This is a genomic window from Burkholderia sp. A9, assembly GCF_000801975.1.
Window position 1 is genome coordinate 151811 of record NZ_JSZN01000003.1, and the last position, 21517, is coordinate 173327.

20 protein-coding genes and 1 tRNA gene are annotated in these 21517 nt (G+C 66.6%); 12 read left to right on the forward strand and 9 right to left on the reverse strand.

Annotation, left to right across the window (positions count from 1 at the left end; all coding sequences use genetic code 11):
* Position 1: 1 nt before the first annotated feature.
* Positions 2 to 406, reverse strand: a complete 405-nt coding sequence (locus PI86_RS01655) for a PaaI family thioesterase (RefSeq protein ID WP_014895683.1) — start codon at positions 404 to 406, stop codon at positions 2 to 4.
* Between the two features lie 191 nt (positions 407 to 597).
* Between PI86_RS01655 and PI86_RS01660 the strand changes: the two genes are divergently transcribed.
* A tRNA-Lys gene (locus PI86_RS01660) sits at positions 598 to 673 on the forward strand.
* 187 nt (positions 674 to 860) lie between these two features.
* Positions 861 to 1910 (forward strand): DUF3592 domain-containing protein, encoded by a 1050-nt coding sequence (locus tag PI86_RS01665; RefSeq protein ID WP_039318054.1) that lies wholly within the window; start codon positions 861 to 863, stop codon positions 1908 to 1910.
* Positions 1911 to 1934: 24 nt separating this feature from the next.
* On the opposite strand, the gene PI86_RS01670 is transcribed toward PI86_RS01665, so the two are convergent.
* A complete protein-coding gene (locus PI86_RS01670) occupies positions 1935 to 2549 on the reverse strand; it encodes a CGNR zinc finger domain-containing protein (RefSeq protein ID WP_039318057.1) in 615 nt (204 codons plus the stop codon).
* 81 nt (positions 2550 to 2630) lie between these two features.
* On the opposite strand from PI86_RS01670, the gene PI86_RS01675 reads away from it, so the two are divergent.
* On the forward strand, positions 2631 to 3446 hold the full coding sequence (locus PI86_RS01675; protein WP_039318060.1) for an alpha/beta fold hydrolase: 816 nt from the start codon (positions 2631 to 2633) through the stop codon (positions 3444 to 3446).
* Positions 3447 to 3486: 40 nt separating this feature from the next.
* Here the strand turns inward: PI86_RS01675 and PI86_RS01680 are convergent, their stop codons facing one another.
* Genes PI86_RS01680 through PI86_RS01690 form a run of 3 tightly spaced genes read right to left on the reverse strand, consistent with a single transcriptional unit; the run spans position 3487 to position 5719 of the window.
* Entirely contained in the window at positions 3487 to 4245 is a 759-nt protein-coding gene (locus PI86_RS01680; protein WP_039318063.1) for an amino acid ABC transporter ATP-binding protein, read from the reverse strand.
* The gene (locus tag PI86_RS01685) at positions 4242 to 4922 is read right to left on the reverse strand and encodes an amino acid ABC transporter permease (RefSeq protein ID WP_039318065.1); all 681 of its coding nucleotides are present in this window, start codon (positions 4920 to 4922) and stop codon (positions 4242 to 4244) included. Before PI86_RS01685 ends, PI86_RS01680 begins: the two co-directional genes overlap by 4 nt.
* Positions 4923 to 4936: 14 nt before the next feature.
* A complete protein-coding gene (locus PI86_RS01690) occupies positions 4937 to 5719 on the reverse strand; it encodes an amino acid ABC transporter substrate-binding protein (protein ID WP_039318068.1) in 783 nt (260 codons plus the stop codon).
* Positions 5720 to 6044: 325 nt separating this feature from the next.
* On the opposite strand from PI86_RS01690, the gene PI86_RS01695 reads away from it, so the two are divergent.
* Positions 6045 to 6317 carry a hypothetical protein gene (locus PI86_RS01695; protein ID WP_039318070.1) on the forward strand — a complete coding sequence of 91 codons (273 nt, stop codon included), beginning with the start codon at positions 6045 to 6047 and terminating at the stop codon, positions 6315 to 6317.
* 89 nt (positions 6318 to 6406) lie between these two features.
* Here PI86_RS01695 and phnY read toward each other — a convergent pair whose 3' ends face one another.
* Entirely contained in the window at positions 6407 to 7861 is a 1455-nt protein-coding gene (gene phnY, locus PI86_RS01700; RefSeq protein WP_039318072.1) for a phosphonoacetaldehyde dehydrogenase, read from the reverse strand.
* Between the two features lie 28 nt (positions 7862 to 7889).
* Positions 7890 to 9128, reverse strand: coding sequence for a phosphonoacetate hydrolase (phnA, locus tag PI86_RS01705; RefSeq protein WP_039318074.1), 1239 nt, complete (start codon positions 9126 to 9128; stop codon positions 7890 to 7892).
* 218 nt (positions 9129 to 9346) lie between these two features.
* On the opposite strand from phnA, the gene PI86_RS01710 reads away from it, so the two are divergent.
* The 7 genes from PI86_RS01710 (at position 9347) to PI86_RS01735 (ending at position 17061) form a co-directional block, all read left to right on the forward strand.
* Positions 9347 to 10402: a putative 2-aminoethylphosphonate ABC transporter substrate-binding protein gene (locus tag PI86_RS01710; RefSeq protein ID WP_039318076.1), complete on the forward strand. Its 1056-nt coding sequence runs from the start codon at positions 9347 to 9349 to the stop codon at positions 10400 to 10402.
* 100 nt (positions 10403 to 10502) lie between these two features.
* Entirely contained in the window at positions 10503 to 11594 is a 1092-nt protein-coding gene (locus tag PI86_RS01715; RefSeq protein ID WP_039318078.1) for a putative 2-aminoethylphosphonate ABC transporter ATP-binding protein, read from the forward strand.
* A complete protein-coding gene (locus tag PI86_RS01720; RefSeq protein WP_039318079.1) occupies positions 11591 to 13318 on the forward strand; it encodes a putative 2-aminoethylphosphonate ABC transporter permease subunit in 1728 nt (575 codons plus the stop codon). Before PI86_RS01715 ends, PI86_RS01720 begins: the two co-directional genes overlap by 4 nt.
* 48 nt (positions 13319 to 13366) lie before the next feature.
* Entirely contained in the window at positions 13367 to 14497 is a 1131-nt protein-coding gene (locus tag PI86_RS01725) for a 2-aminoethylphosphonate--pyruvate transaminase (RefSeq protein WP_039318082.1), read from the forward strand.
* Positions 14498 to 14620: 123 nt separating this feature from the next.
* Positions 14621 to 16009 (forward strand): FAD-dependent oxidoreductase, encoded by a 1389-nt coding sequence (locus tag PI86_RS01730; RefSeq protein WP_039318086.1) that lies wholly within the window; start codon positions 14621 to 14623, stop codon positions 16007 to 16009.
* Between the two features lie 336 nt (positions 16010 to 16345).
* A complete protein-coding gene (locus PI86_RS16775) occupies positions 16346 to 16792 on the forward strand; it encodes a hypothetical protein (RefSeq protein ID WP_152608017.1) in 447 nt (148 codons plus the stop codon).
* Positions 16789 to 17061, forward strand: coding sequence for a hypothetical protein (locus tag PI86_RS01735; protein WP_039318089.1), 273 nt, complete (start codon positions 16789 to 16791; stop codon positions 17059 to 17061). Before PI86_RS16775 ends, PI86_RS01735 begins: the two co-directional genes overlap by 4 nt.
* 181 nt (positions 17062 to 17242) lie before the next feature.
* On the opposite strand, the gene PI86_RS01740 is transcribed toward PI86_RS01735, so the two are convergent.
* A complete protein-coding gene (locus tag PI86_RS01740) occupies positions 17243 to 17968 on the reverse strand; it encodes a phosphonate utilization associated transcriptional regulator (protein WP_039318090.1) in 726 nt (241 codons plus the stop codon).
* A 160-nt stretch (positions 17969 to 18128) separates the two neighbouring features.
* On the reverse strand, positions 18129 to 20300 hold the full coding sequence (locus tag PI86_RS01745) for a phosphocholine-specific phospholipase C (RefSeq protein WP_039318094.1): 2172 nt from the start codon (positions 20298 to 20300) through the stop codon (positions 18129 to 18131).
* A gap of 228 nt (positions 20301 to 20528) precedes the next feature.
* Here PI86_RS01745 and PI86_RS01750 point away from each other — a divergent pair, with 228 nt between their 5' ends.
* Entirely contained in the window at positions 20529 to 21428 is a 900-nt protein-coding gene (locus PI86_RS01750) for a LysR family transcriptional regulator (protein WP_039318096.1), read from the forward strand.
* Positions 21429 to 21517 lie beyond the last annotated feature (89 nt).

The following is a 21517-nucleotide window of genomic DNA, read 5'->3' on the forward strand; positions in this document are numbered from 1 at the left end:
CTCAGCTGACGAGCGCGTAGGTCGACGTCGCGTGAACGGCCATCTTGCCGTCCTCGTCGAACAGCTCGACTTCCCCGAACACGAGGTTGCGGCCCATCCGCAGCACGCGCGCGGTGACGAGCACGTCACCCTTGCGCACCGGACGCATGAAGTTCGTGTTCAGCGACACGGTGGTCATCGGCCGGAACTCGCCGAGCGCGGCCGAGATCGCGACCACCATCGCCGTGTCGGCGGCGGCCGTGAACACCTGGCCGCAGATGACGCCGCCCGAATGGCGGAATTCGCCGGAAAACGGCAGACGCATCGTGACAGTGTCGTCGCCGATCGATACGGGAACCAGACCCAGCGAGCGGACCCATGGGGCCAGCAGGCGATCCAGCAATTCGCGGACTGCGTTTTCGTCCATCTTCGAATGTCCAGAAAACGTTGCGCGACCGCCGCGCAACGGGTGTGGACGTCATCATACCGGGAGCGCGCCAACTGCGATGACTCGTTACCACGCCGACGGCTTCCGTTGCCGTGACGAAATATTTTCAGGAAATTTGGTGAAAGGGCTTGCCAAGCCCAAAATGCTCGTGCATAATCTTTCTTCTGTTGGGGGCGTTAGCTCAGTTGGTAGAGCAGCGGACTCTTAATCCGTAGGTCGAGTGTTCGAGTCACTCACGCCCCACCAGGAATTCCAAAGGCCGGTCAGCGCAAGCTGACCGGCCTTTTTCCTTTTCCGGCTCCGCCCGGCCTCTGTCTCATCACGGCAGGCAATTGCATACATGCCTCGCCCATACACTTTCCGCTAGAATCGTCCGACAAATATCACACGACCGGCCCGGCGAACACCGTATCGCCGCCGGCACTGAGAGAGCATGGGACGCCAGATATGGAATCATGTGAACGAGACGCGGCCATTCAGAGGGCATGGTCACGCCGACAGCGGCGCGCAGATCGAATCGCGCAATCACCCCGATCGCATCCGGGCCCGTCGTACGACGCGCGCAGCGGATTCGGTCATGCCGCGTAGGGACGCGTTCGTCGCGCTCGCGCTCGGCGTTGCGCTGCTCGTGCTCTCGGCCGTTTTCGCCGTCACCGCCAGCGGCGTGGCCGACGATCTGGTCCGGGCGCCGGGCACGGTCGTGCGTATCGTGCAAGACAGCGACGCGATGCGTGCGTACCGCCCGATCGTCGCCTATCTCGGCAACGACGGGCGCCGCCGCGAAGTCGCCGGCAATACCGCATCGACCACGCCCGCGTACGACATCGGCCAAAACGTCGACGTCCTGCTCGATCCCGCCCATCCCGACCGCCCCGCACTGATCGACGATTTCACGCAACGCTGGTTTCCGATCGCGGTGCCGGCGCTGCTCGCGGTCGTGTCGCTCACGATCGGCGGCCTGCTGCACGTGAACGAGCGCCGCAACCGGCACGACGACGCGCTGTCCTCGCCGGCCGCCCGCAAGCCGGTGGGGCGCCGCTGGAACATCGCGATCGTGCTGATTCTGATCGCAATCGGCACCGGCTTCCTGGCGGGCGCCGGCGCAGCCGGCTTGCGCCAGTGGCAGCTCGCCCGTCATTACACACACTCCACCGGCCACGTCGTCGAGATCGCCGAAACCGCACACTCGCCCGGCGCCCGCACGTCGCTCTATTCGGCAATCGTCGCGTTCACGACCGACAGCGGCCGCCGGGTCACGTTCGCACAAGGCTCGGCTTCATCGCATCCCGGGCTGTACGAAGGCGAGATCGTCAACGTGCTGTACGACCCCGTCACGCCCGAGCGCGCGGTCATCGACCGGTTCTGGGATCGCTGGGGGCTCACGGCGATCCTGCTCGCGATCGGCGCGCCGTTCCTTGCGGCCGGGCTGTTCGTTGCCGGGACACTGTGGCCCGAGCATCGGCCGCACGACGTCGCTGAATGACGGAGACGCGGCGCGGCCGCCGCTTCAGCGCTCCCTGAACGCCTCGACCTTCGCGCGATTTCCGCACGTTCGCATGTCGCACCAGCGTCGCCCGACGCCGCGCCCGCGATCGACGAAGAACCACGTACAGCGGCCGCACTGCCGCACCCGCGCGAAATCGTCGCTGCGCAGCAGCTGCTCGAACCCGAGCGCGGCCGCATCGATCCAGCGCGACGCGGCGCGCGCGTCCGGTCGCCATGCGAAGCGGCCGTCGACCGCGTCGAACGCGCTGCGCCCGATCGCATCGCGAATCGCCGCGGCGAGCCGGTCCGCCGCGCGCGCGCCGGCGCTGCCGCCGTCCGCAGCCGTCAGGTGCGAAAGCGCGGCATACGCATCCTCGCGAAAGCCATGCAGCGCAGCCAATTCGTCGGCGCCGTCCTGCCGTGCATGACGCAGAAAGCGCGCCAGATCGGCCTGCGCCAGCAATCCCGCGCTCCCTGCCCAGGCACGCACGGTCGGCCAGTCGATGAGCTTGTCCGCGTCGCGCGTCTTGCCCGTATCGGCCACGGTGTTCAGGAAGTCGAGCGCCGGATGGCCGCCGACGAAATCGGCCGCGCTCCATTCGTGCGCCGGTCGCGCAGGTTCGCGTCGAGTAACCATTTATTTCCGCCTATAGGTTTCAGATCCGGACAAACCGGCGTAACCTGTTAATAACCAAAACAGGTTAGCACGGAGACGCCGATGCTCGAACTTGGCAACCGCTTCAGTTTCGAAGGCCACCGGATCGCGTGGGGAACACTCGGTGAAGGGCCGCCGCTCGTGCTTGTGCACGGCACGCCGTTTTCGTCGCAAGTGTGGCGCCGGATCGCGCCGTGGCTCGCGCGGCGTCATCGCGTGTTCTTCTACGACCTGCTCGGCTACGGCCAGTCGGACATGCCGGACACGGACGTGTCACTCGGCCGGCAGAACGTGCTGTTCGGCGCGATGCTGGACGAATGGAAGATTGCGCGTCCGCGCGTGCTCGCGCACGACTACGGCGGCGCAACCGTGCTGCGCGCGCATTTCCTCGACGGCATCGCGTATTCGGACCTGACACTCGTGAACCCGGTCGCGATCGCGCCGCAGGGCTCGCCGTTCGTGCGACACGTCGCGCAGCACGAAGCCGCGTTTGCCGGGCTGCCGGCGTACGCGCATCACGCGCTCGTGTCGGCCTATATCGGCCATGCAGTCGCGCGGCCGTTGAGCGACGACGTGCTGTCGATCTACCGCTCGCCCTGGCTCACGACGGCCGGCCAATTCGCGTTCTACCGACAGATCGCGCAGATGCGCCAGCGCTACATCGAGGAAGCAGAGGCCCGCTACGCGCCGCCGGACTTTCCGGTGCGCATCGTGTGGGGCGAGGACGACGGATGGATTCCGCTCGAGCAGGGGCAGGCGCTCGCCGATCGCATCGCAGGCGGCAAGCTGATTCGCGTGCCGCACGCGGGCCACCTCGTTCAGGAGGACGCGCCGGAAGCGATCGTCGCGGCTGTGCTCGACGGGCACCGGCAGGATTGAGCCGCCTCAGCCGCCGCGCCGCGCCGCGTCGCGTCGTGCGTCAGAAAGCCGGCACGCCTTGCGCGAGCGTCGCGACGAACTTCGCGGTGCGCGGGTCGCGCGGCCGGCCGAACAGCTCGCGTGATGCCCCTGCCTCGACGACCCGGCCATCCGCGAGAAACACCGCATCGTGCGCGACCGACGCGGCCAGGCGCAGGTCGTGCGTGGCCATCAGCATCGTCGTGCCTTCCCGTGCGAGCTGGCGCAGCACGTCGACGACTTCGACCGACAGCTCGGGATCGAGCGCCGACGTCGGCTCGTCGCAGAGCAGCACCTCCGGCGACGGCGCGAGCGCGCGCGCGATGGCGACGCGCTGCTGCTGGCCGCCCGACAGCGTCGCGGGCCACGCATCGGCCTTGTCCGCGATGCCGACCTTGTCGAGCAACGCGAGCGCCCGCTGCCGCGCCTGCTCGCGCGGCCAGCGCTGCACGGTCACGAGCCCTTCCATCACGTTCTGCACGACGCTCAGGTGCGGGAACAACTGGAAGTTCTGGAACACCATGCCGGTCTGCCGGCGCACCGCGAACACGGCATCGCGCGACGGCCGATGGCCGGCCGCGAAGTCGATGCGCGCATCGCCGACCGTGAGCGCACCCGTCTCCGGCACTTCGAGCAGGTTCAAGCAGCGCAGCAGCGTGCTCTTGCCGCTGCCGGACGGGCCGATCAGTGCGGTCACGCTGCCCGGCTGCAACGCGAGGTCGATCGCGGTCAGCACGCGATGCCCGCCGAACGACTTGTCGATGCGCTCGAGACGGATCATCGCAACTCCGCGTGGAACAGCGCGTGACGGCCGAACCGGAACTCGAGGCGACGTTGCAGCGTCGAGAGCACGGAGCTGAACAGCAGATAGATCAGCGCGGCTTCGGTATAGAGGATCAGCGGCTCGTAGGTGACGGCCGCGATGCGCTGCGCGGCCTGGAAGATCTCGGGCACGGTCAGCACGGCCGCGAGCGAGGTGTCCTTCACGAGCGATATGAACGAATTCGACAGCGCGGGCAGCGCGACGCGCGCGGCCTGCGGCAGGATCGCGCGACGCAGCGCCTGCGCGCGCGTCATCGCCATCGAGTACGCGGCTTCCCACTGCCCCTTCGGGATCGATTCGATCACGCCGCGGATCACCTCGGCGTTGTACGCGCCGACATTCAGCGAGAAGCCGATCACGGCGGCGGTCAGCGGGTCGAGCACGATGCCGACGCTCGGCAACCCGTAGAAGATCACGAACAGCTGCACGAGCAACGGCGAACCCCGAAACAGCCAGATGTAGAAGCGTACGCCGGCCTGCGCCCAGCGCGGCCCGAACAGGCGCGCGAGCGCCGCGCCGAACGCGAGCAGCAGGCCGATCGCGAACGACGCGAGCGTGAGCGGAACCGTGAACACGAGCCCCGCAACCAGCAGGGGCCGCAGCGATTCCGCCATCAGGTGCAGCCAGGACGGCATCGTTCAGCCTCGCATCACGGCTGCGACACGTCGCGGCCGAAGTACTTCTGCGAGATCTTCGCGTAGGTGCCGTCGGCCTTGATATCCGCGAGCGCCCGGTCGACCGCGGCCACCAGCGCCGGGCTGCCCTTGCGCAGCAGCACGCCCGATGCATCGCCGGCGCCGGTCGTGTCGGTCGCCGCGATCTTCAGTTTCGCGTCGGGCTTGTGCTTGCGGAAATCGAGGTACGACAGCGAATCGTTGATGGTCGCGTCGACGCGACCCGAGCTCAGCAGGTCGATCGATTCGTTGAAGCCCTGCACTGGCACCACGTCCGCGCCGTGCGCGGCCGCGAGCTTGCCGAAATTGCTGGTCAGCGTATTCGCCGATTTCTTGCCCTTCAGGTCGTCGAACGAGCGGATCGACGTGTTGTCCGCGCGCACGATGAGCACCGCGTGCGACGTGATGTACGGCGTCGAGAATGCGTACTTCGCCTTGCGCGCATCGGTGATCGACACTTCGTTGACGACTGCGTCGTAGCGGTTCACGTCGAGGCCCGCGATCAGCCCGTCCCACTTGCCTTCGACGAACTCCGCCTTCACGCCGAGACGCTGCGCGATCGCGCTCGCGATGTCGACGTCGAAGCCCGTCAGCTTGCCCGTCGCGTCGTGATACGTGAACGGTGCATAGGTGCCTTCGGTGCCGACCCGGAACACGCCGGCCGACTTGATCTGCGACAGGTCGTCGGCAGCCAGCGCGCTCGTGACGGCCGTGGCCTGCAGCAATGCGACGACCAGGATGGAGCGTAGGAATTTCATAGTGCGGACCCCGAACGATGGAAGGGAGTGAACCCGCCGGCCCGAACGGCCGCGCGAGAGGTCCGCAAATTCTACCGACGCGTCGAGGCCCGGCAAAAACGCAAATCGGCTAACGATATGAGCGCGTCGAATAACGCGCCGGCCAGCCACGCTCATCCATCAGACGAATCCACCGCGATGCAGCGCTGCGATTGTCCGACGATTCGTTACCGGCGGTTACAGAAGCGACACCGCGGTATCACCTGTTCGGCATGCGCTACGTACCATGAACACAGGTGAACCTATTGCTCGCGGGCCTTGCCCCCACGAACGGAGTGAACGGCAAATGAAACGCATCGTGTTGTCCAGTGCCCTCGGCATCGCGGCCGCCTGCCTGTCGGCAAGCGCGTTCGCGCACGCCGACATCGGCGTGTACTTCGGCGTGCCGGGGCCGGTGATCGAGGCGCCGCCGCCGGTCTACTACCCGCCGCCGCCCGTCGTGTACGAGCCGGCGCCCGCCTATTACGCCCCGTACTACGGCGAATATCGCTACCGCCGCTACCGGCACGACAACGGCTGGCATCGCGGCTGGCGACATCACCACGACGACGACGATTGACCGTCGCCTGGCGACCGTCGCGGCCGCATCCCGTCGGGGGACAATCCACGCGCCGGCCTTCGAGCCGGCGCGTCCGCATCACACGCCACTTACCATGGCAGCGAATAGGTCTTCGTGTTGGTGAAGCTCTTCATCGCTTCCTGCACGCCCTCCTTGTAGCCGAGACCCGAATCCTTCACGCCGCCGAACGGCGTCAGTTCGAGCCGGTAGCCCGGCACTTCGCGCACGTTCACGCTGCCGACTTCGAGTTCGGTGATGAAGCGCGTGATGCTGTCGAAGCGGTTCGTGCAGACCGACGATGACAACGCATAGTCGGTGCTGTTCGACATCCGGATCGCCTCGTCGATGTCGCGAAAGCGCATGATCGGCGACACCGGCCCGAACGTCTCGTACTTCACGAGCGGCATGTCGGGCGTCACGCGATCGATGACCGTCGGCGAATACAGCGCGCCGTCGCGCACGTTGCCGACCAGCAATCGTGCCCCACGCGCAATCGCGTCGTTCACCTGCTGCTCGCAGAACTTCGCGGCCGCTTCGTCGATCACCGTACCCATGTCGACCGACGGGTCGGCCGGGTTTCCGTACGCCCACGCGCGGGTTTTCTCGACGACCAGCTCGGTGAAGCGGTCGGCCACGGCCTCGTGCACGAGCATCCGCTTGATCGCCGTGCAGCGCTGCCCCGAGTTCTTGTACGAGCCCGATACGGCGAGCGTGCTCGCCTCGTCGAGATCGGCATCCTCCATCACGATGATCGGATCGTTGCCGCCGAGCTCGAGCACCGCGCGCCGATAGCCCATCCGCGACGCGATCGACTTGCCGATCGATACGCCGCCGGTGAACGTGATCAGGTCGATCGCCGGGTTCGTGACCAGCTCGTCCGCGATGTCCTTCGGGTCGCCGGTAATCACCTGCAGCATCTGCGGCGGCAGGCCGGCTTCATAGAGGATGTCGGCGAACAGGTAGCACGACAGCGGCACCTTCTCCGACGGCTTCACGACGATCCGGTTGTTGGTCGCGACCGACGGCACGACCTTGTGCGCGACCTGGTTCATCGGATGGTTGAACGGCGTGATCGCGGAAATCACGCCGAGCAGCGGCTCGCGCTGCGTGTACACGCGGCGCTTCTTGCCGTGCGGCGTCAGATCGCACGAGAAGATCTGCCCGTCGTCCTTCAGCACTTCGCCCGCGCCGAACGTGAGCACGTCGGCCACGCGCCCGGCTTCATAGGTCGAATCCTTGATGCACAAACCGGCCTCGGCCGTGATCAGCGCGGCGATCTCGGCGGTGCGCGCGCGCACGATGTCGGCCGCGCGGCGCAGGATCGCCGCACGCTCGTGCCGCGTGAGCGACGGCCGGTACGCACGCGCGACCGCGAACGCGCGGCGCACGTCGTCGAGCGTCGCCTTCGGGACGGTGCCGACCAGCGCGCCGTCGTACGGGTTGCGCACCTCGATCACCGCGTCGCGATAGATTCTTTCACCATCGATTCGCAGTGCTTCGCGATGAAGTGCGCGGACTTCCGTCGATGCTGCAATGGCGTTCATGAGTGTCTCCCTGGCGGATGCGTCCGCGTCACTGCAGATGGTTGAGCGCGATATCGATGATGTCGAAGTTGCGCAGCCGCGCGCGCCCCGTGACGTCAGTCGCGACCGGCTTGCTGAAGATCAGCGGCACGATCTGCTCGGAGATCCCGCCGTGCGAGCGCAGCGGCACGTCGAGGCCCGACAGGTCGTGCTTGATGCGGCGCGTGCCGAGCACGACGTCCTGCTTCGAGATCACGATCAGGTCGCCCATCCGGTCGGGCGGCAGCTCGAAGCGCGCGCAGCCTTCGGCGCCGGTCAGCACGACCTCGATGCCGTCCACCGCGGCGAGTCGCGCACGCAGCGCGTCGGTATCGGCGTCATCCGGCACGTAGACGGTCGCGAACGAGCCGAGCGCGCCGTGGTGCACGACGTACGGATCGGTGATCGGCAGGATCACGCGCGCTGCGTCGTGGCCGAGCCATTCATCGAACAGCTCCTGCAGGTAGATCACGTTCGGCTCGCCGGTTTCACCGTCGTGCTTCGCGTTCATCCCGTGGTCGGCCGTGATCGCGACGATCGCGCCGAGTTCGTCGAGCCGCTTCAGGTACGTGTCCATCATCTGGTAGAACGCGTTCGCACCGTCGGTGCCCGGTGCGCACTTGTGCTGCACGTAGTCGGTCGTCGACAGGTACATCAGGTCGATCGGGCGCGTCTCGAGCAGGCGCACGCCGGCCGCGAACACGAATTCCGACAGGTCCGCGCTGTACACGCTCGGCACCGGCTTGCCGACCAGCTCGAGCACGTCGTCGATGCCGTTTTCCTCGATGCTCGCTTCATCGGCCTTCTCCGACGAGAAGCAGATGCCCTTGAGCCCCTTGCCGAGCAGGCGGCGCAGCTTGTCCTTCGCGGTGACGACCGCGACGCGCGCGCCCTGCTCCGCGAAGGTCGCGAGCACGGTGGGCGCGACGAGGTACTTCGGATCGTTCATCAGCACCTCGGCGCCGGTGTCGCGATCGTAGAAGTAGTTGCCGCTTATCCCGTGGATCGACGGCGGCACGCCGGTAACAATCGACAGGTTGTTCGGGTTCGTGAAGCTCGGCACCACGCACTCGCCCTTGAGCGCCGTGCCCGGCTTCAGCAGCGTGCGCAGGAACGGCGCGACGCCGGCCTCGGCCGCCATCTCGAGATATTCATAGGCGCAGCCGTCGACACAGACCACCACCACGGGGCGGCTCATCCAGTTGTAGCGGCGGCCGTTCACTTCCACGGATACAGGCGTTTCAGTCATGACGTTCAGTCCTTTCGGTTCGAAGGGGGTTGAGCTGTCGGCGCCCGCGCCGCGCCGAGGAGGTGTTTTCCATGCTTGACATTAAAATTGATGATTTGTAGATTGTCAACAACATGCAAATAACAGAAAGCAAAATACGGAAGCACGAGGAAGCACAAAGAGGGCTGGTCTCCACTCATCCGCCGCGTGCCGCGGCGCCACAGTCAAGGGGTCTGAAGATGAACGAAGTGCCGGTACACAAGCGTTTCAATGGATGGGCGACGGGCGCGGCCCGTGTCGCGCTGGCTGCCGCGGTCGCGCTCGGTGCGGCCCAGGCGGCGCACGCGAAGACGTCGCTGCTCGTCTACACCGCGCTGGAAGACGAGGCGATGAAGCCCTACAAGGACGCGTTCGAGAAAGCGAACCCCGACATCGAGATCCGCTGGGTGCGCGACTCGACCGGCTCGGTCACCGCGAAGCTGCTCGCGGAAAAGAACAATCCGCGCGCGGACGTCGTGCTCGGCCTCGCCGCATCGAGCCTCACACTGCTCGACCTGCAGGGGATGCTGATGCCGTACTCGCCGAAGGACTTCGACCAGCTCACGCGCAAGTACAGCGACGCGAACACGCCGCCGCACTGGGTCGGCATGGACGTGTGGGGCGCGACGATCTGCTACAACCGCGTCGCCGCACAGGCCAAGAACATTCCGAAGCCGACGTCGTGGGAAGACCTGACGAAGCCGGTCTACAAGGGCGCGATCGTGATGCCGAGCCCGGTGTCGTCGGGTACCGGCTATCTCGACGTGACTGCCTGGCTGCAAACCTTCGGCGACGACAAGGGCTGGAAATTCATGGACGCGCTCGACAAGAACGTCGCCCAGTACGTGCACTCGGGCTCGAAGCCGTGCACGCTCGCCGGCACCGGCGAATTCCCGATCGGCATCTCGTTCGAGTTCCGGGGCCACGAGCTGCAGGCGCAGGGCGCGCCGATCGACCTGGTGTTCCCGAAGGAAGGGCTCGGCTGGGACATGGAAGGCACGGCGATCATGAAGACGACCAAGCAGCCTGACGCCGCGAAGAAGCTCGCCGACTTCATGGCCAGCAAGGACGCGAACCAGATCACCGCACGCTGGTGGGCGATCGTCGCGTACCCGGGCGTCGCGCGCAAGCTGGCCGGCATCCCCGACAACTATGCGGACCTGCTCGTGAAGAACGATTTCGTGTGGTCCGCGAAGAACCGTCAATCGATCCTCGAGACCTGGCAGAAGCGCTACGGGGCGAAGGCCCAGCAGTAACGCCGCAACCGGCAGCGGGGCCGCGCCACGCGCCGCCCCGCATCCCTTTCCATCGTCGTATCCGGCCCGCGTCCGGGCCGCCCGCAGCGTGGAGGCGTGCATGGCACCCTATCTGAGCGTAGAACGCATCGAAAAGCGGTACAACGACACACAGGTCCTCACCGACATCAACCTGAGCGTAATGAAGGGCGAGATGATCTGCTTCCTGGGGCCGTCCGGCTGCGGGAAAACCACGCTGCTGCGGATCATCGCGGGGCTCGAGGCGCAAAACGCCGGCCACATCACGCAGGACGGCCGCGACATCTCGCGGCTGCCGCCGCAACTGCGCGACTACGGGATCGTGTTCCAGTCGTACGCGCTGTTTCCGAACCTCACCGTCTTCGACAACGTCGCGTACGGGCTGGTGAACCGCAGGATGAAGCGCGACGCGATCCACGAGCGCGTGCACACGCTGCTCGCGCTGGTCGGCCTGCCCGACAGCCATCGCAAGCATCCGGGCCAGTTGTCCGGCGGCCAGCAGCAGCGTATCGCGCTGGCGCGCGCGCTTGCGACGTCGCCGGGCCTGCTGCTGCTCGACGAGCCGCTGTCGGCGCTCGACGCGCGCGTGCGCGTGCGGCTGCGCCAGGAAATCCGCGCGCTGCAGCAGCGGCTCGGCGTGACGACGATCATGGTCACGCACGACCAGGAAGAAGCGCTGTCGATGGCCGACCGCATCGTCGTGATGAACCACGGCGTGATCGAGCAGATCGGCACGCCGCTCGAAATCTACCGGCAGCCCGCGTCGCCGTTCGTCGCGGACTTCATCGGCCGGGTCAACACGATCCCCGCCGAAGTCGCGCAGGACGGCACGCTGCGGGCGGGCGGCGTCGGCTTCGACTGCCGCCACGGCACCGCCCGCCCGGCCCAGGGCGCGGCGGTATCGGTCTACGTGCGGCCCGAGGACCTGCGCATCCGCGTGCCGGGCGAGACGGCCGACAACGTGCTGGCCGGCCGCGTCGAGAAGCTCGAGTTCCTCGGCGCGTTCTGCCGCGTGAGCTTCCGGATCGACGGGCTCGACGGCCAGGAGATCGTCGCCGATCTGTCGTATCACGACGTCGACCGCACCGGCGTGCAGGCCGGCGCACGCATCGACCTCGCGCTCGATCGCGAGCATGTCCGCGTGTTCCCGAGCGCGAAGGAGCGACTGCAATGAGCACCGTCCTGACCGAGCGCCGCCGCGGCGCCCCCGCCCCCGCCGACGTGCGGCAGATCACGCACTGGCACGACCGCCTCGCGCAGCTCGCGCTCGTCGCGATGGCCGCGCTGATGTCGCTGTTCCTGCTGCTGCCGCTCGCGCTCGTCGTGCAGAAATGCTTCGTCGACGCGGACGGGCGTTTCGTCGGCGCGCACAACTTCGTCGAGTACCTCGAGGACAGCGGCGTGCTGCGCTCGATGCTGCATTCGCTGACGGTCGGCGCGCTCGTCACGACGATCGTCGTACCGATGGCATTCACCTTCGCGTATGCGCTGACGCGCTCGTGCATGCCGCTGAAGAACGCCGCGCGCACGATCGCGCTGCTGCCGCTGCTCGCGCCGACGCTGCTGTCGGCCGTGTCGTTCATCTACTGGTTCGGCAACGCGGGGCTGCTGAAGCCGCTGCTGCACGGCCACTCGATCTACGGACTGCCGGGCATCGTGCTGAGCATGGTGTACGCATCGTTCCCGCACGTGCTGATGATCCTCGTCACCGCGCTGTCGCTCGCGGACGGCCGGCTCTACGAGGCCGCCGACGCGATGGGCACGCGCCGCATGCGCAAGTTCTTCACGATCACGCTGCCCGGCGCGAAATACGGGCTGATCAGCGCGACGATGGTGGCGTTCACCATGTGCATCAACGACTTCGGCGTGCCGGTGGTGATCGGCGGCTCGTACAACGTGCTGTCGACCGACATCTACAAGCTGATCATCGGGCTGCAGGACTTCAACCGGAGCGCGGTCGTGAGCCTGATGCTGCTGTGCCCGGCCCTCGTCGCGTTCGGCGTCGACTTCTTCATCCGCCGCCGCCAGCAGTCGCAGCTCGGCGCACGCTCGACGCCTTACCAGCCGAAGCCGTCGCGCGGCTTCGACGCCGCGATGCTCGCGTACTGCGCGCTGGTGTGCGCATTCTTCATCGCGGTGGTCGGCATCTCGGTGTTCGCGTCGTTCGTGAAGTTCTGGCCGTACCAGATGAGTCTCGGGCTGCAGCACTACCGGATGGGACTGATCGGGGCCGGCATCTTCGACGCGTACAAGAACAGCCTGCGGATGGCCGCGACCGTCGCGCTCGGCGGCACGATCGTCGTGTTCGGCGGCGCCTACCTGATCGAGAAGACCCGCGGCGCGCGCTGGCTGCGCGGCTTCATCAGCCTGTGCGCGATCCTGCCGATGGGCGTGCCCGGCCTCGTGCTCGGCATCAGCTACATCTTCCTGTTCAATGCGCCCGGCAATCCGCTGAACGGGCTGTACGGGTCGCTGTGGCTGCTCGCGATCGTCACGGTCGTCCACTACTACGCGTCGAGCCACCTGACCGCCGTCACCGCGCTGCGGCAGATCGACAGCGAGTTCGAGGCCGTGTCGGCGTCGCTGAAGGTGCCGTTCTACAAGACCTTCCTGCGCGTGACCGTGCCCGTGTGCCTGCCCGCGATCCTGCTGATCGCGCGCTACCTGTTCGTCAACGGGATGACGACCGTGTCGGCCGTCGCGTTCCTGTACTCGCCGGACACCCAGCCCGCCTCGGTCGCGATCCTGAACCTCGACGACGCGGGCCAGATGGGCCCGGCCGCCGCGATGGCGACGCTGGTGCTCGCGACCTCGTCGTTCGCCTGCGTGCTGTTCGCGTGCATCTCGCACCGCCTGTTGCGCCGCACGCAGGCCTGGCGCAACCCGCATCGCCGTTGATCCTTTAGCCGCATTCACGTGACGTCCCGACTTCATCCAGGAGACACCATGACGCTCGCCACCCAGCCCATCCTGCTCACCCCCGGCCCCCTGACGACCTCGGACCGCACGCGCGACGCGATGCTGCGCGACTGGGGTTCGTGGGACGGCGACTTCAACGCCATCACCGCGCGGCTGCGCGAACGGCTGCTGCAGATCGTGCACGGCGAAGGCACGCACGAATGCGTGCCGTTGCAGGGCAGCGGCACGTTCTCGGTCGAGGCCGCGATCGGCACGCTCGTGCCGCGCGACGGCCACGTGCTCGTGCCGAACAACGGCGCGTACTGCCAACGCCTCGCGAAGATCTGCCGCGTGCTCGGCCGCCGGCTCACGACGATCGACTACAGCGAGGATCGCCGCGTCGATCCGGCCGACGTCGAGCGCGCGCTCGCCGCGGATCCGACCATCACGCACGTCGCGCTCGTGCACTGCGAAACCGGCGCCGGCGTGCTGAACCCGCTGCACGACGTCGCGCAGGTGGTCGCGCAGCACGGCCGCGGGCTGATCGTCGACGCGATGAGCTCGTTCGGCGCGATCGACATCGACGCGCGCACGACGCCGTTCGACGCAGTGATCGCCGCGTCCGGCAAGTGCCTCGAGGGCGTGCCGGGGCTCGGCTTCGTGATCGCGAAGCGCACCACGCTCGAACGCTGCGAAGGCAACAGCCACTCGCTCGCGATGGACCTGTACGACCAGTGGGTCTACATGCAGCGCACGACGCAGTGGCGCTTCACGCCGCCGACGCACGTGGTCGCGGCACTCGATGCGGCCGTCGCGCAATACGTCGACGAAGGCGGGCTCGCCGCACGCGGCGGCCGCTACCAGCGCAACTACCGTGCGCTGATCGACGGGATGCGCGCGCTCGGCTTCCGGCCGTTCCTCGATCCGGCGATCCAGGCGCCGATCATCGTCACGTTCCATGCGCCGGACGATCCGAACTACGACTTCAAGCGCTTTTATCAGGAGGTCAAAAAGCGCGGCTACATTCTGTATCCGGGCAAGCTGACCGAAGTCGACACGTTCCGCGTCGGCTGCATCGGCCACTTCGGCGAAGCCGGCATTCCAGGCGCCGTCGCCGCGATCGCCGACACGCTGAAGGCGATGGGCGTGCACCGCATGTCCGCCGAAGCGGCAGCCTGACGCGATGCACCGGGCCGCACCGCGGCGCGCGGCCCACCGCCGCGCGTCGCCGTGCGGCGGTTTCGTTTTCTTTTTTCCCGCTGTGCGCGGCACGGCGCCCGACCCTTACCGGCACGACATCCGATGCGACCCTTCTGGATCGAACAAGCCCTGTTCAACGACGGCGATCTCGCCCCCGCGCTGCAGGGCGCAACCCAGGCCGACGTCTGTATCGTCGGCGGCGGCTTCACGGGGCTCTGGACCGCGATCCAGGCAAAGCAGCAGAACCCGGCGCTCGACATCGCGATCCTCGAGGCCGACCTGTGCGGCGCCGGCGCGAGCGGACGCAACGGCGGCTGCCTGCTCACGTGGTCCGCGAAATTCCTGACGCTGCGGCGCCTGTTCGGCGAAGCCGAGGCGATCCGCCTCGTGAAGGCGTCGGAAGCGGCCGTCCAGCACATCGCCGATTTCTGCCGCGCGCACGACATCGACGCCGAACTTCGGCTCGACGGCACGCTGTACACGGCGACTTCGCGCGCGCAGGTCGGCACGCTCGCGCCGGTGCTCGACGCGCTCGCCGCGTGCGGCATCCACAGCTACGAGCCGCTGCCGGCCGCCGAAGTCGCGCGCCGCTCGGGTTCCGCACGCAATCTCGACGGCGTGTACTCGCCGATCGCCGCAACCGTGCATCCGGGCAAGCTCGTGCGCGGGCTGCGCCGCGTCGCGCTCGACATGGGGATCCGGATCTACGAGCGCACGCCGCTCGTCGACTTCACGCCGGGACAACCGGCCGTCGTGCGCACGCCGTCCGGCAGCGTGCGCGCGAACAAGCTGGTATTCGCGATCAACGCGTGGATGGCGAGCCGCTTCCCGCAGTTCGAACGCACGATCGCGGTCGTGTCGAGCGACATGGTCATCACCGAGAAATGCCCGGAACTGCTCGAGAAGACCGGGCTCGTGGACGGCGTGTCGGTGCTCGATTCGCGGATCTTCGTGTACTACTACCGCACGACCGCCGACGGCCGGCTGATGCTCGGCAAGGGCGGCAACACGTTCTCGTGGCGCAGTCGCATCGCACCGGTGTTCGACCGGCGCTCGCCGTACGAGGCGCAGCTCACGCAGAGCCTGCGCGACTTCTTCCCGTCGCTCGCGGGCGTGCCGGTCACCGCGAGCTGGAACGGGCCGTCGGACCGCTCGGTGACGGGCTTCCCGTTCTTCGGCCGCCTCGACGACGCGCCGAACGTGTTCTACGGCTTCGGCTATTCGGGCAACGGCGTCGGGCCGACCTACATGGGCGGGCAGATCCTGTCGTCGCTCGTGCTGGGCCTAGACAACGCATGGACCCGCAGCCCGATCGTGCGCGGCCCGCTCGGCCAGTTCCCGCCGGAGCCGATCCGCTATGTCGGCGCGCATGTCGTGCGCAATGCGATCCGCCGCAAGGAGCGTGCGGAAGACGAGAGCCGGCAGCCGGCGCTCGTCGATACGTGGCTCGCGAAATTCGCGAGCGCGGCGGGCAAGGCCGACAAGGCGTGACCGGCGGGCGCAATGCGATGAGGGGGAAGAATCGCAAGCGCCTCGCAAGACTAGTGCACCGGCGACTTGCTCGCCCGACGCTTTGGTCGGAAAACGAACACCGGGAGCCCATCAATAAAACGCGCCGCCCGCAACGCCGCCTTTCTAAAAAATGTGTAAATCTATCTCCAAATAATTTCACACCCGCAAGACACACCCCGCCGCAAGCCCAATTAAACGCAAATTCTCCGCGAGATATTCTTCTCATTTTATCAATCGAATATCTCGATTTTATAACCCCAGATAACTTGATAGGATGCCACAACCGCAACAGAAAGCACCATTTCCTGCACATCAATGCATACGTCACCAATTATTGAAATTTTGATTAGTGACTCCCGCTCCGTTTCCAGGGGGTCGCAGTTCGGGCACGCCGCGATCGCAATTGACGGCATCGTATATGGCAGAGCACATCCAGGATGGGATGTCGATAACATAGCGAGTTATCTTGATCGTCAGCAGACCAAGATGCGTCGCGACACAATCGGCTATCTCATCAACGCTACCGAGAGCGAGAAAGGAATCATCATTTCCGAAATAAAAAAGAGGCGCCTGGAAAACAAGCACTACTCCCTCGCCGACAACAATTGCTCATCGAATATAGCCGAAGTCCTTGGCAAGGTAGGCATTCTTGCTTACGACCCGAGGTGGCAGCTGCCGGGTATCATAGCGCCTGCAGATTTGATGATCGGCTTGCGCCATTCGAAACGATTGATTGGAATTCGACGATATCCGAAGAAATGATTCGCTTTCTGCTACTAGCCGCACTCACGGTGATGATCAGTGCGTGCTCGAAATATAAAGATGAGAAATGGACGGCGCTGCGCGACATGCCTGCCTTCGCCGAACCCAACGACGACAGGACCCAACCGATCTTTACGGTCAGGAAAGGAGCGTCGTGCGTTCCTCTGACGGATCGTGTTGCGAAAATTTATGCATACACCCAAGTGCGCTGTGAATCCGAAACGGGCTGGGTACTGGACGATTTCTTTGATAAACAGCGCGGCAACTGATCAACCGCGGGTGATCACTGCATTCGGCCGGACATCATCAACGTCGAGCGGAGAGGCGCCGTCAGACTCGACTATGCAAGCGGGCCATACGCAAGCCGGCGACTCAACTACGAAAGGCCGTGATCCAGCGGCTTCACACCCTTTCGTCGTCAATGTGCGGTAAAACCGGTAACGTGACAGCTCACGCGCCAGCCTTCTCCCGCGCCGCCTTGCCCGTCGCGGGCAGCCCCTGCTCGTGCGTCCGACGCATCCGTGCGAGACCATGCGTGACGTGCTCGCGCACGAGCGCGACGGCCTTCTCCTCGTCGCCGCTGGCCAGCGCCTGCACGATCTTGTCGTGCTCGGCCGCCGACACGGCGATCGCGTCCTCCTCGGCCTCGATCGCCGCCTGGCGCAGCAGCCCGAGCTGACGCACCAGCCGGCGATAGGTGTCGGTGAGGTGCGTATTGCCGACGCCGACCACCATCGCGTCGTGGAACTGCACGTTCAGCTCGGTGTAGCGCGTGACGTCGTGCGTCTTCGCCGCGTCCTTCATCGACTGGATGATGCCCTTCAGCACCTTCAGCGTGTCGGGCGAAATGCGCTTCGCGAGCGCGCGCGCGACCGACTCGTCGAGCATCGCGCGCACTTCGTAGATCTCCTCGGCCTCGCGCAGCGGCACGACCCGCACCGTCACGCCGCGGTTCTTCTCGTTGCGCAGCAGCCCGGCCTGCTCGAGCGCGCGGAACGCTTCCCGCACGGGGCCACGCGACACGTTCAGCTTGGTCGCGATATCGACTTCGTTGAGTTTCTCGCCCGGTGCGTATTCGCCGGACACGATCGCGCGCTCGAGCATGTCCTGGACAATCATCGCGAGCGACTGGCTTTGCAGGAGTTCGATGGCGTTGAGCGCGTTCGGGGCTGTCATGGTCGGGCAGGCAGCGTAGCTGCGGATGAAAACGAGGGCGCCATATCGGCGAATGATCCTTATATATCCTCGGCCCGGAATATTGTCAACAGTTTTCAGTTTCCAAAAACCAGTCGCACGGCCGGCGTGAGCACACCGGCCGTGCGATGCAGGCCCGCCGTCAGGCCGTCTGCTTCACCGGTCCCGGATCGCTCTGGCTCGGCCGGCCCGTCTCGACGTGGCCCGCGAAGCGGCGCACGACCTTGTCGTCGCCGCCGCGCAGCGTCGTCGCGGTGATCGTCAGATCGTACCAGCCGTGGCTCGACGACAGCTCGAAGTGATCCTCGATGCGTTCGCCCGGCTCCAGCGTGTAGGTCCGCGCATGCGCATGGCTGTATGCGTTGTCGACGACCACGCGGCACGCCGCGCGGCCGCTGTTGCGCAGTTGCAGGTACACGTGGCGGTTGCGCACGTCGTAGCCGATCTTCGCTTCCGGGTTCGCGTGGCTGCCGTCCGCGGCGAGCCGCGTGTTGCCCTGGAATTCGCACAGATAGCCGTTCGGGCCGTAGGCGGCGAGATGGTAGTCGCCGCGCGCGGCCGCCGTGCTCCAGGTATCGGCGAAGCGGTCGTGCGACGACACCGCATAGCGGCGCGGCGGCGTCGCCGGGTTACGACGGTCGTACACGTAGAACGCGGCGCCCGCGTCGCCCGAGTTCGCGAAATCGAGCGACACGCTGTCGTCGCGGCCGTTCACGCGCGCATGCACGAACAGCTCGTACGGCAACGCGCGTGCCGGACGGGTGCCCGGCTCCTGCGCCGGCATCGACTGCTGCGCGGGCACCTGGTACGCCTGGCCGGCCGTGGCGATGTGCTGCGGCACCGTGAAGCTCACCGTGCGCGTATCGGGTCGCGCGGAGAAATCGAACGCCGACGTGAGGTCGCCGCAGATCGACCGGCGCCATGCGCTGATGTTCGGCTCCATCACGCCGAAGCGCGCCTCGAGGAAACGCAGTACCGACGTATGGTCGAACGTCTCCGAGCAGACCCAGCCGCCCTTCGTCCACGGCGAGATGATGATCAGCGGCACGCGCGGCCCGAGGCCGATCGGCTGGATCCCGCCCGGGTCCGCACCCGGCACCAGCGGGCTCATCTCGCCCGGGTACTTGTTCAGGTCGAGCAGTTCGTCGCCGAGGTTCGACAGCAGGTTCGACGACACGATGCCCTGGCCGCCCACCCCGCTCGTCACCGGCGGCACCGGCGGCACGACGTGGTCGAACAGCCCGTCGTTCTCGTCGTAGTTGAGGATGAACACCGTCTTCGCCCACACCTCGGGGTTCGACGTCAGCGCCTCGAGCACCATGTTGATGTAGAACGCGCCGTCGGTCGGCGACGCCTGCGGGTGCTCGCTGTACTTGTACGGCGACACGATCCACGACACCTGCGGCAGCCGGTTCGCCTGCACGTCGGCCTTCAGCTCGGCGAGCGTGTGGTCCGACGCGCCCTTGTCGACCAGCGGGCCGCTCGCGCCTTCCTTCACCTGGAACTTCTTGAAGAACATCAGCGAGTTGTCGGTGTAGTTGTCGGTCGGGTCGCCCGGGATACCCGTGCCGCCCTGGTACACCTTCCAGCTGACCTTCGCGTTCTCGAGGCGTTCGGCGTAGGTCGTCCACGTGTAGCCGTTCACGTCGTCGCGCTCGCCGATGCCCGGGCCGTTCGGCGGGCTGCCGTAGATGTTGCGCGGGTCGACCGTGCCGGTCCACAGGTAGATGCGGTTCGGCGCGGTATCGGCGTGCGCGGAGCAGAAGTACGAATCGCAGATCGTGAACGCGTCGGCCAGCGCGTAGTGGTACGTGAGGTCCTGGCGCTTCAGATAGCCCATCGTCAGCACGTCCTGCTTCTGGTTCACCCACTGGTCCCACTGGCCGTTGTTCCAGGACAGGTGGCCGCTGCTCCAGCCGTGGTTGGTGCCCGGCTGGAATTCGGTCGTCTGCTTCGGGTCGAGGTAGAACGGCAGCACGTACGGCGCCGACGGATCGAGCCCGCGCGAATGGTAGTGCTTGGTGAACACCGACGCCGGCGGCTGCTGCCACACCGGCGCGCCGCTCGGCAGCAGGTGCGGACGCGGGTCGTTGAAGCCGCGCACGCCGCGCAGCCCGCCGAAGTAATGGTCGAACGAGCGGTTTTCCTGCATGAAGATCACGACGTGTTCGACGTCGCGGATCGTGCCGGTGCGATACGCGGCCGGCATGGCCAGCGCGTTGCGGATCGCGGGCGGGAAGCCGGCGTAGGCGGCCATCGCGCCGGCCGACTGGGCGGCGAGGCGCAGGAAATCGCGTCGATTGGTGGCGGACATGAAGAGGATCCTGTGGGTCGGTAAGAGTGGCGCCGGTCGAGCGGGGCCGGCGGTCGGTGCATGGCCGTTATTAGTCCGCACCGGCATGTCCCGGCCGTGACCGGTTCCATCAGGTTTCTTGTGGTCACCCCCAGCTTTTTTTCGAAGCGGCGCACGACGCGTCTTTCATCCGGCCGACACACGCGTGCGCTACGCTGACGCGCGATCAAGAGGGGGAGAAGCCGAGTCGTGTTCGATCAGCTGAAGGCGTTCCACGCGACCGTCCGGCAGGGCAGCATCACGCGCGCCGCGCGCCACCTGGGCGTCAGCCAGCCGACGATCGCCGCGCAGATCCGGCAGGTCGAGCAGCTGTACGGCGTCGAGCTGTTCTATCGCAGCGGCCGCAAGCTCGAGGTCACCGAGACCGGCATCGAGCTGCTGCCGCTCGTCGAGAAGATGATCGCGCTCGAGGCGCAGGCCGACATCATGCTGCGCAACGTCGGCGGCCTGTTCGAAGGACACCTGCGGATCGGCGCAACGGGGCCGTACTACATCATGGACGCGGTCGGCCGCTTCTCGCATGCGCATCCGTCGATCGCACTCACGTGCCGGATCGGCAATTCCGAGGAGATCCTGCAGGCGCTGCAAGAATTCCGCATCGACCTCGCGGTGTCGTCGCAGCGCAATGACGCGGACGGCCTCGAACGCAAGGTGATCTCGACCGATCCGCTCGTGCTCGTCGTGCATCGCGACCATCCGCTCGCGCGCTTCGATGCGATCGACGCCGCGCAGCTCGCCGACGTGCGGCTGCTGATCCGCGAGGAAGGCTCGGTCACGCGCCGCTGTACGGAGACGATCCTCGCAGCGGCCGGCGTCGCGGCCACGTCGGCCGCCGAGATCGGCAGTCGTGAAGCGATCCGCGAGGCGATCCTGCATGGGGTCGGCGGCAGCCTCTTTCCGCGCGGCGAGGCCGAGCGCCATCCGGACCTGCGCGTCCTCGCGCTGCGCGGCGTCGACACGACGATCGACGAATACGTGTACTACCTGAAGGCGCGCCGCCAGAGCCCGGCGATCGATGCGTTCCTCGCGTGCATCCTGCCGGCGCAGCACGCTGCGAGCGACGCGATGCGGCAGGTGAACGCGCGCTGAGCCGCTGCGCGCTCACCGGTTTCGCGCATGTCCCGGCGGCGTTCCCGGCGCTTTTCCCGCACCGTCCGTCGTCGCTTTCCTCGCGCCGC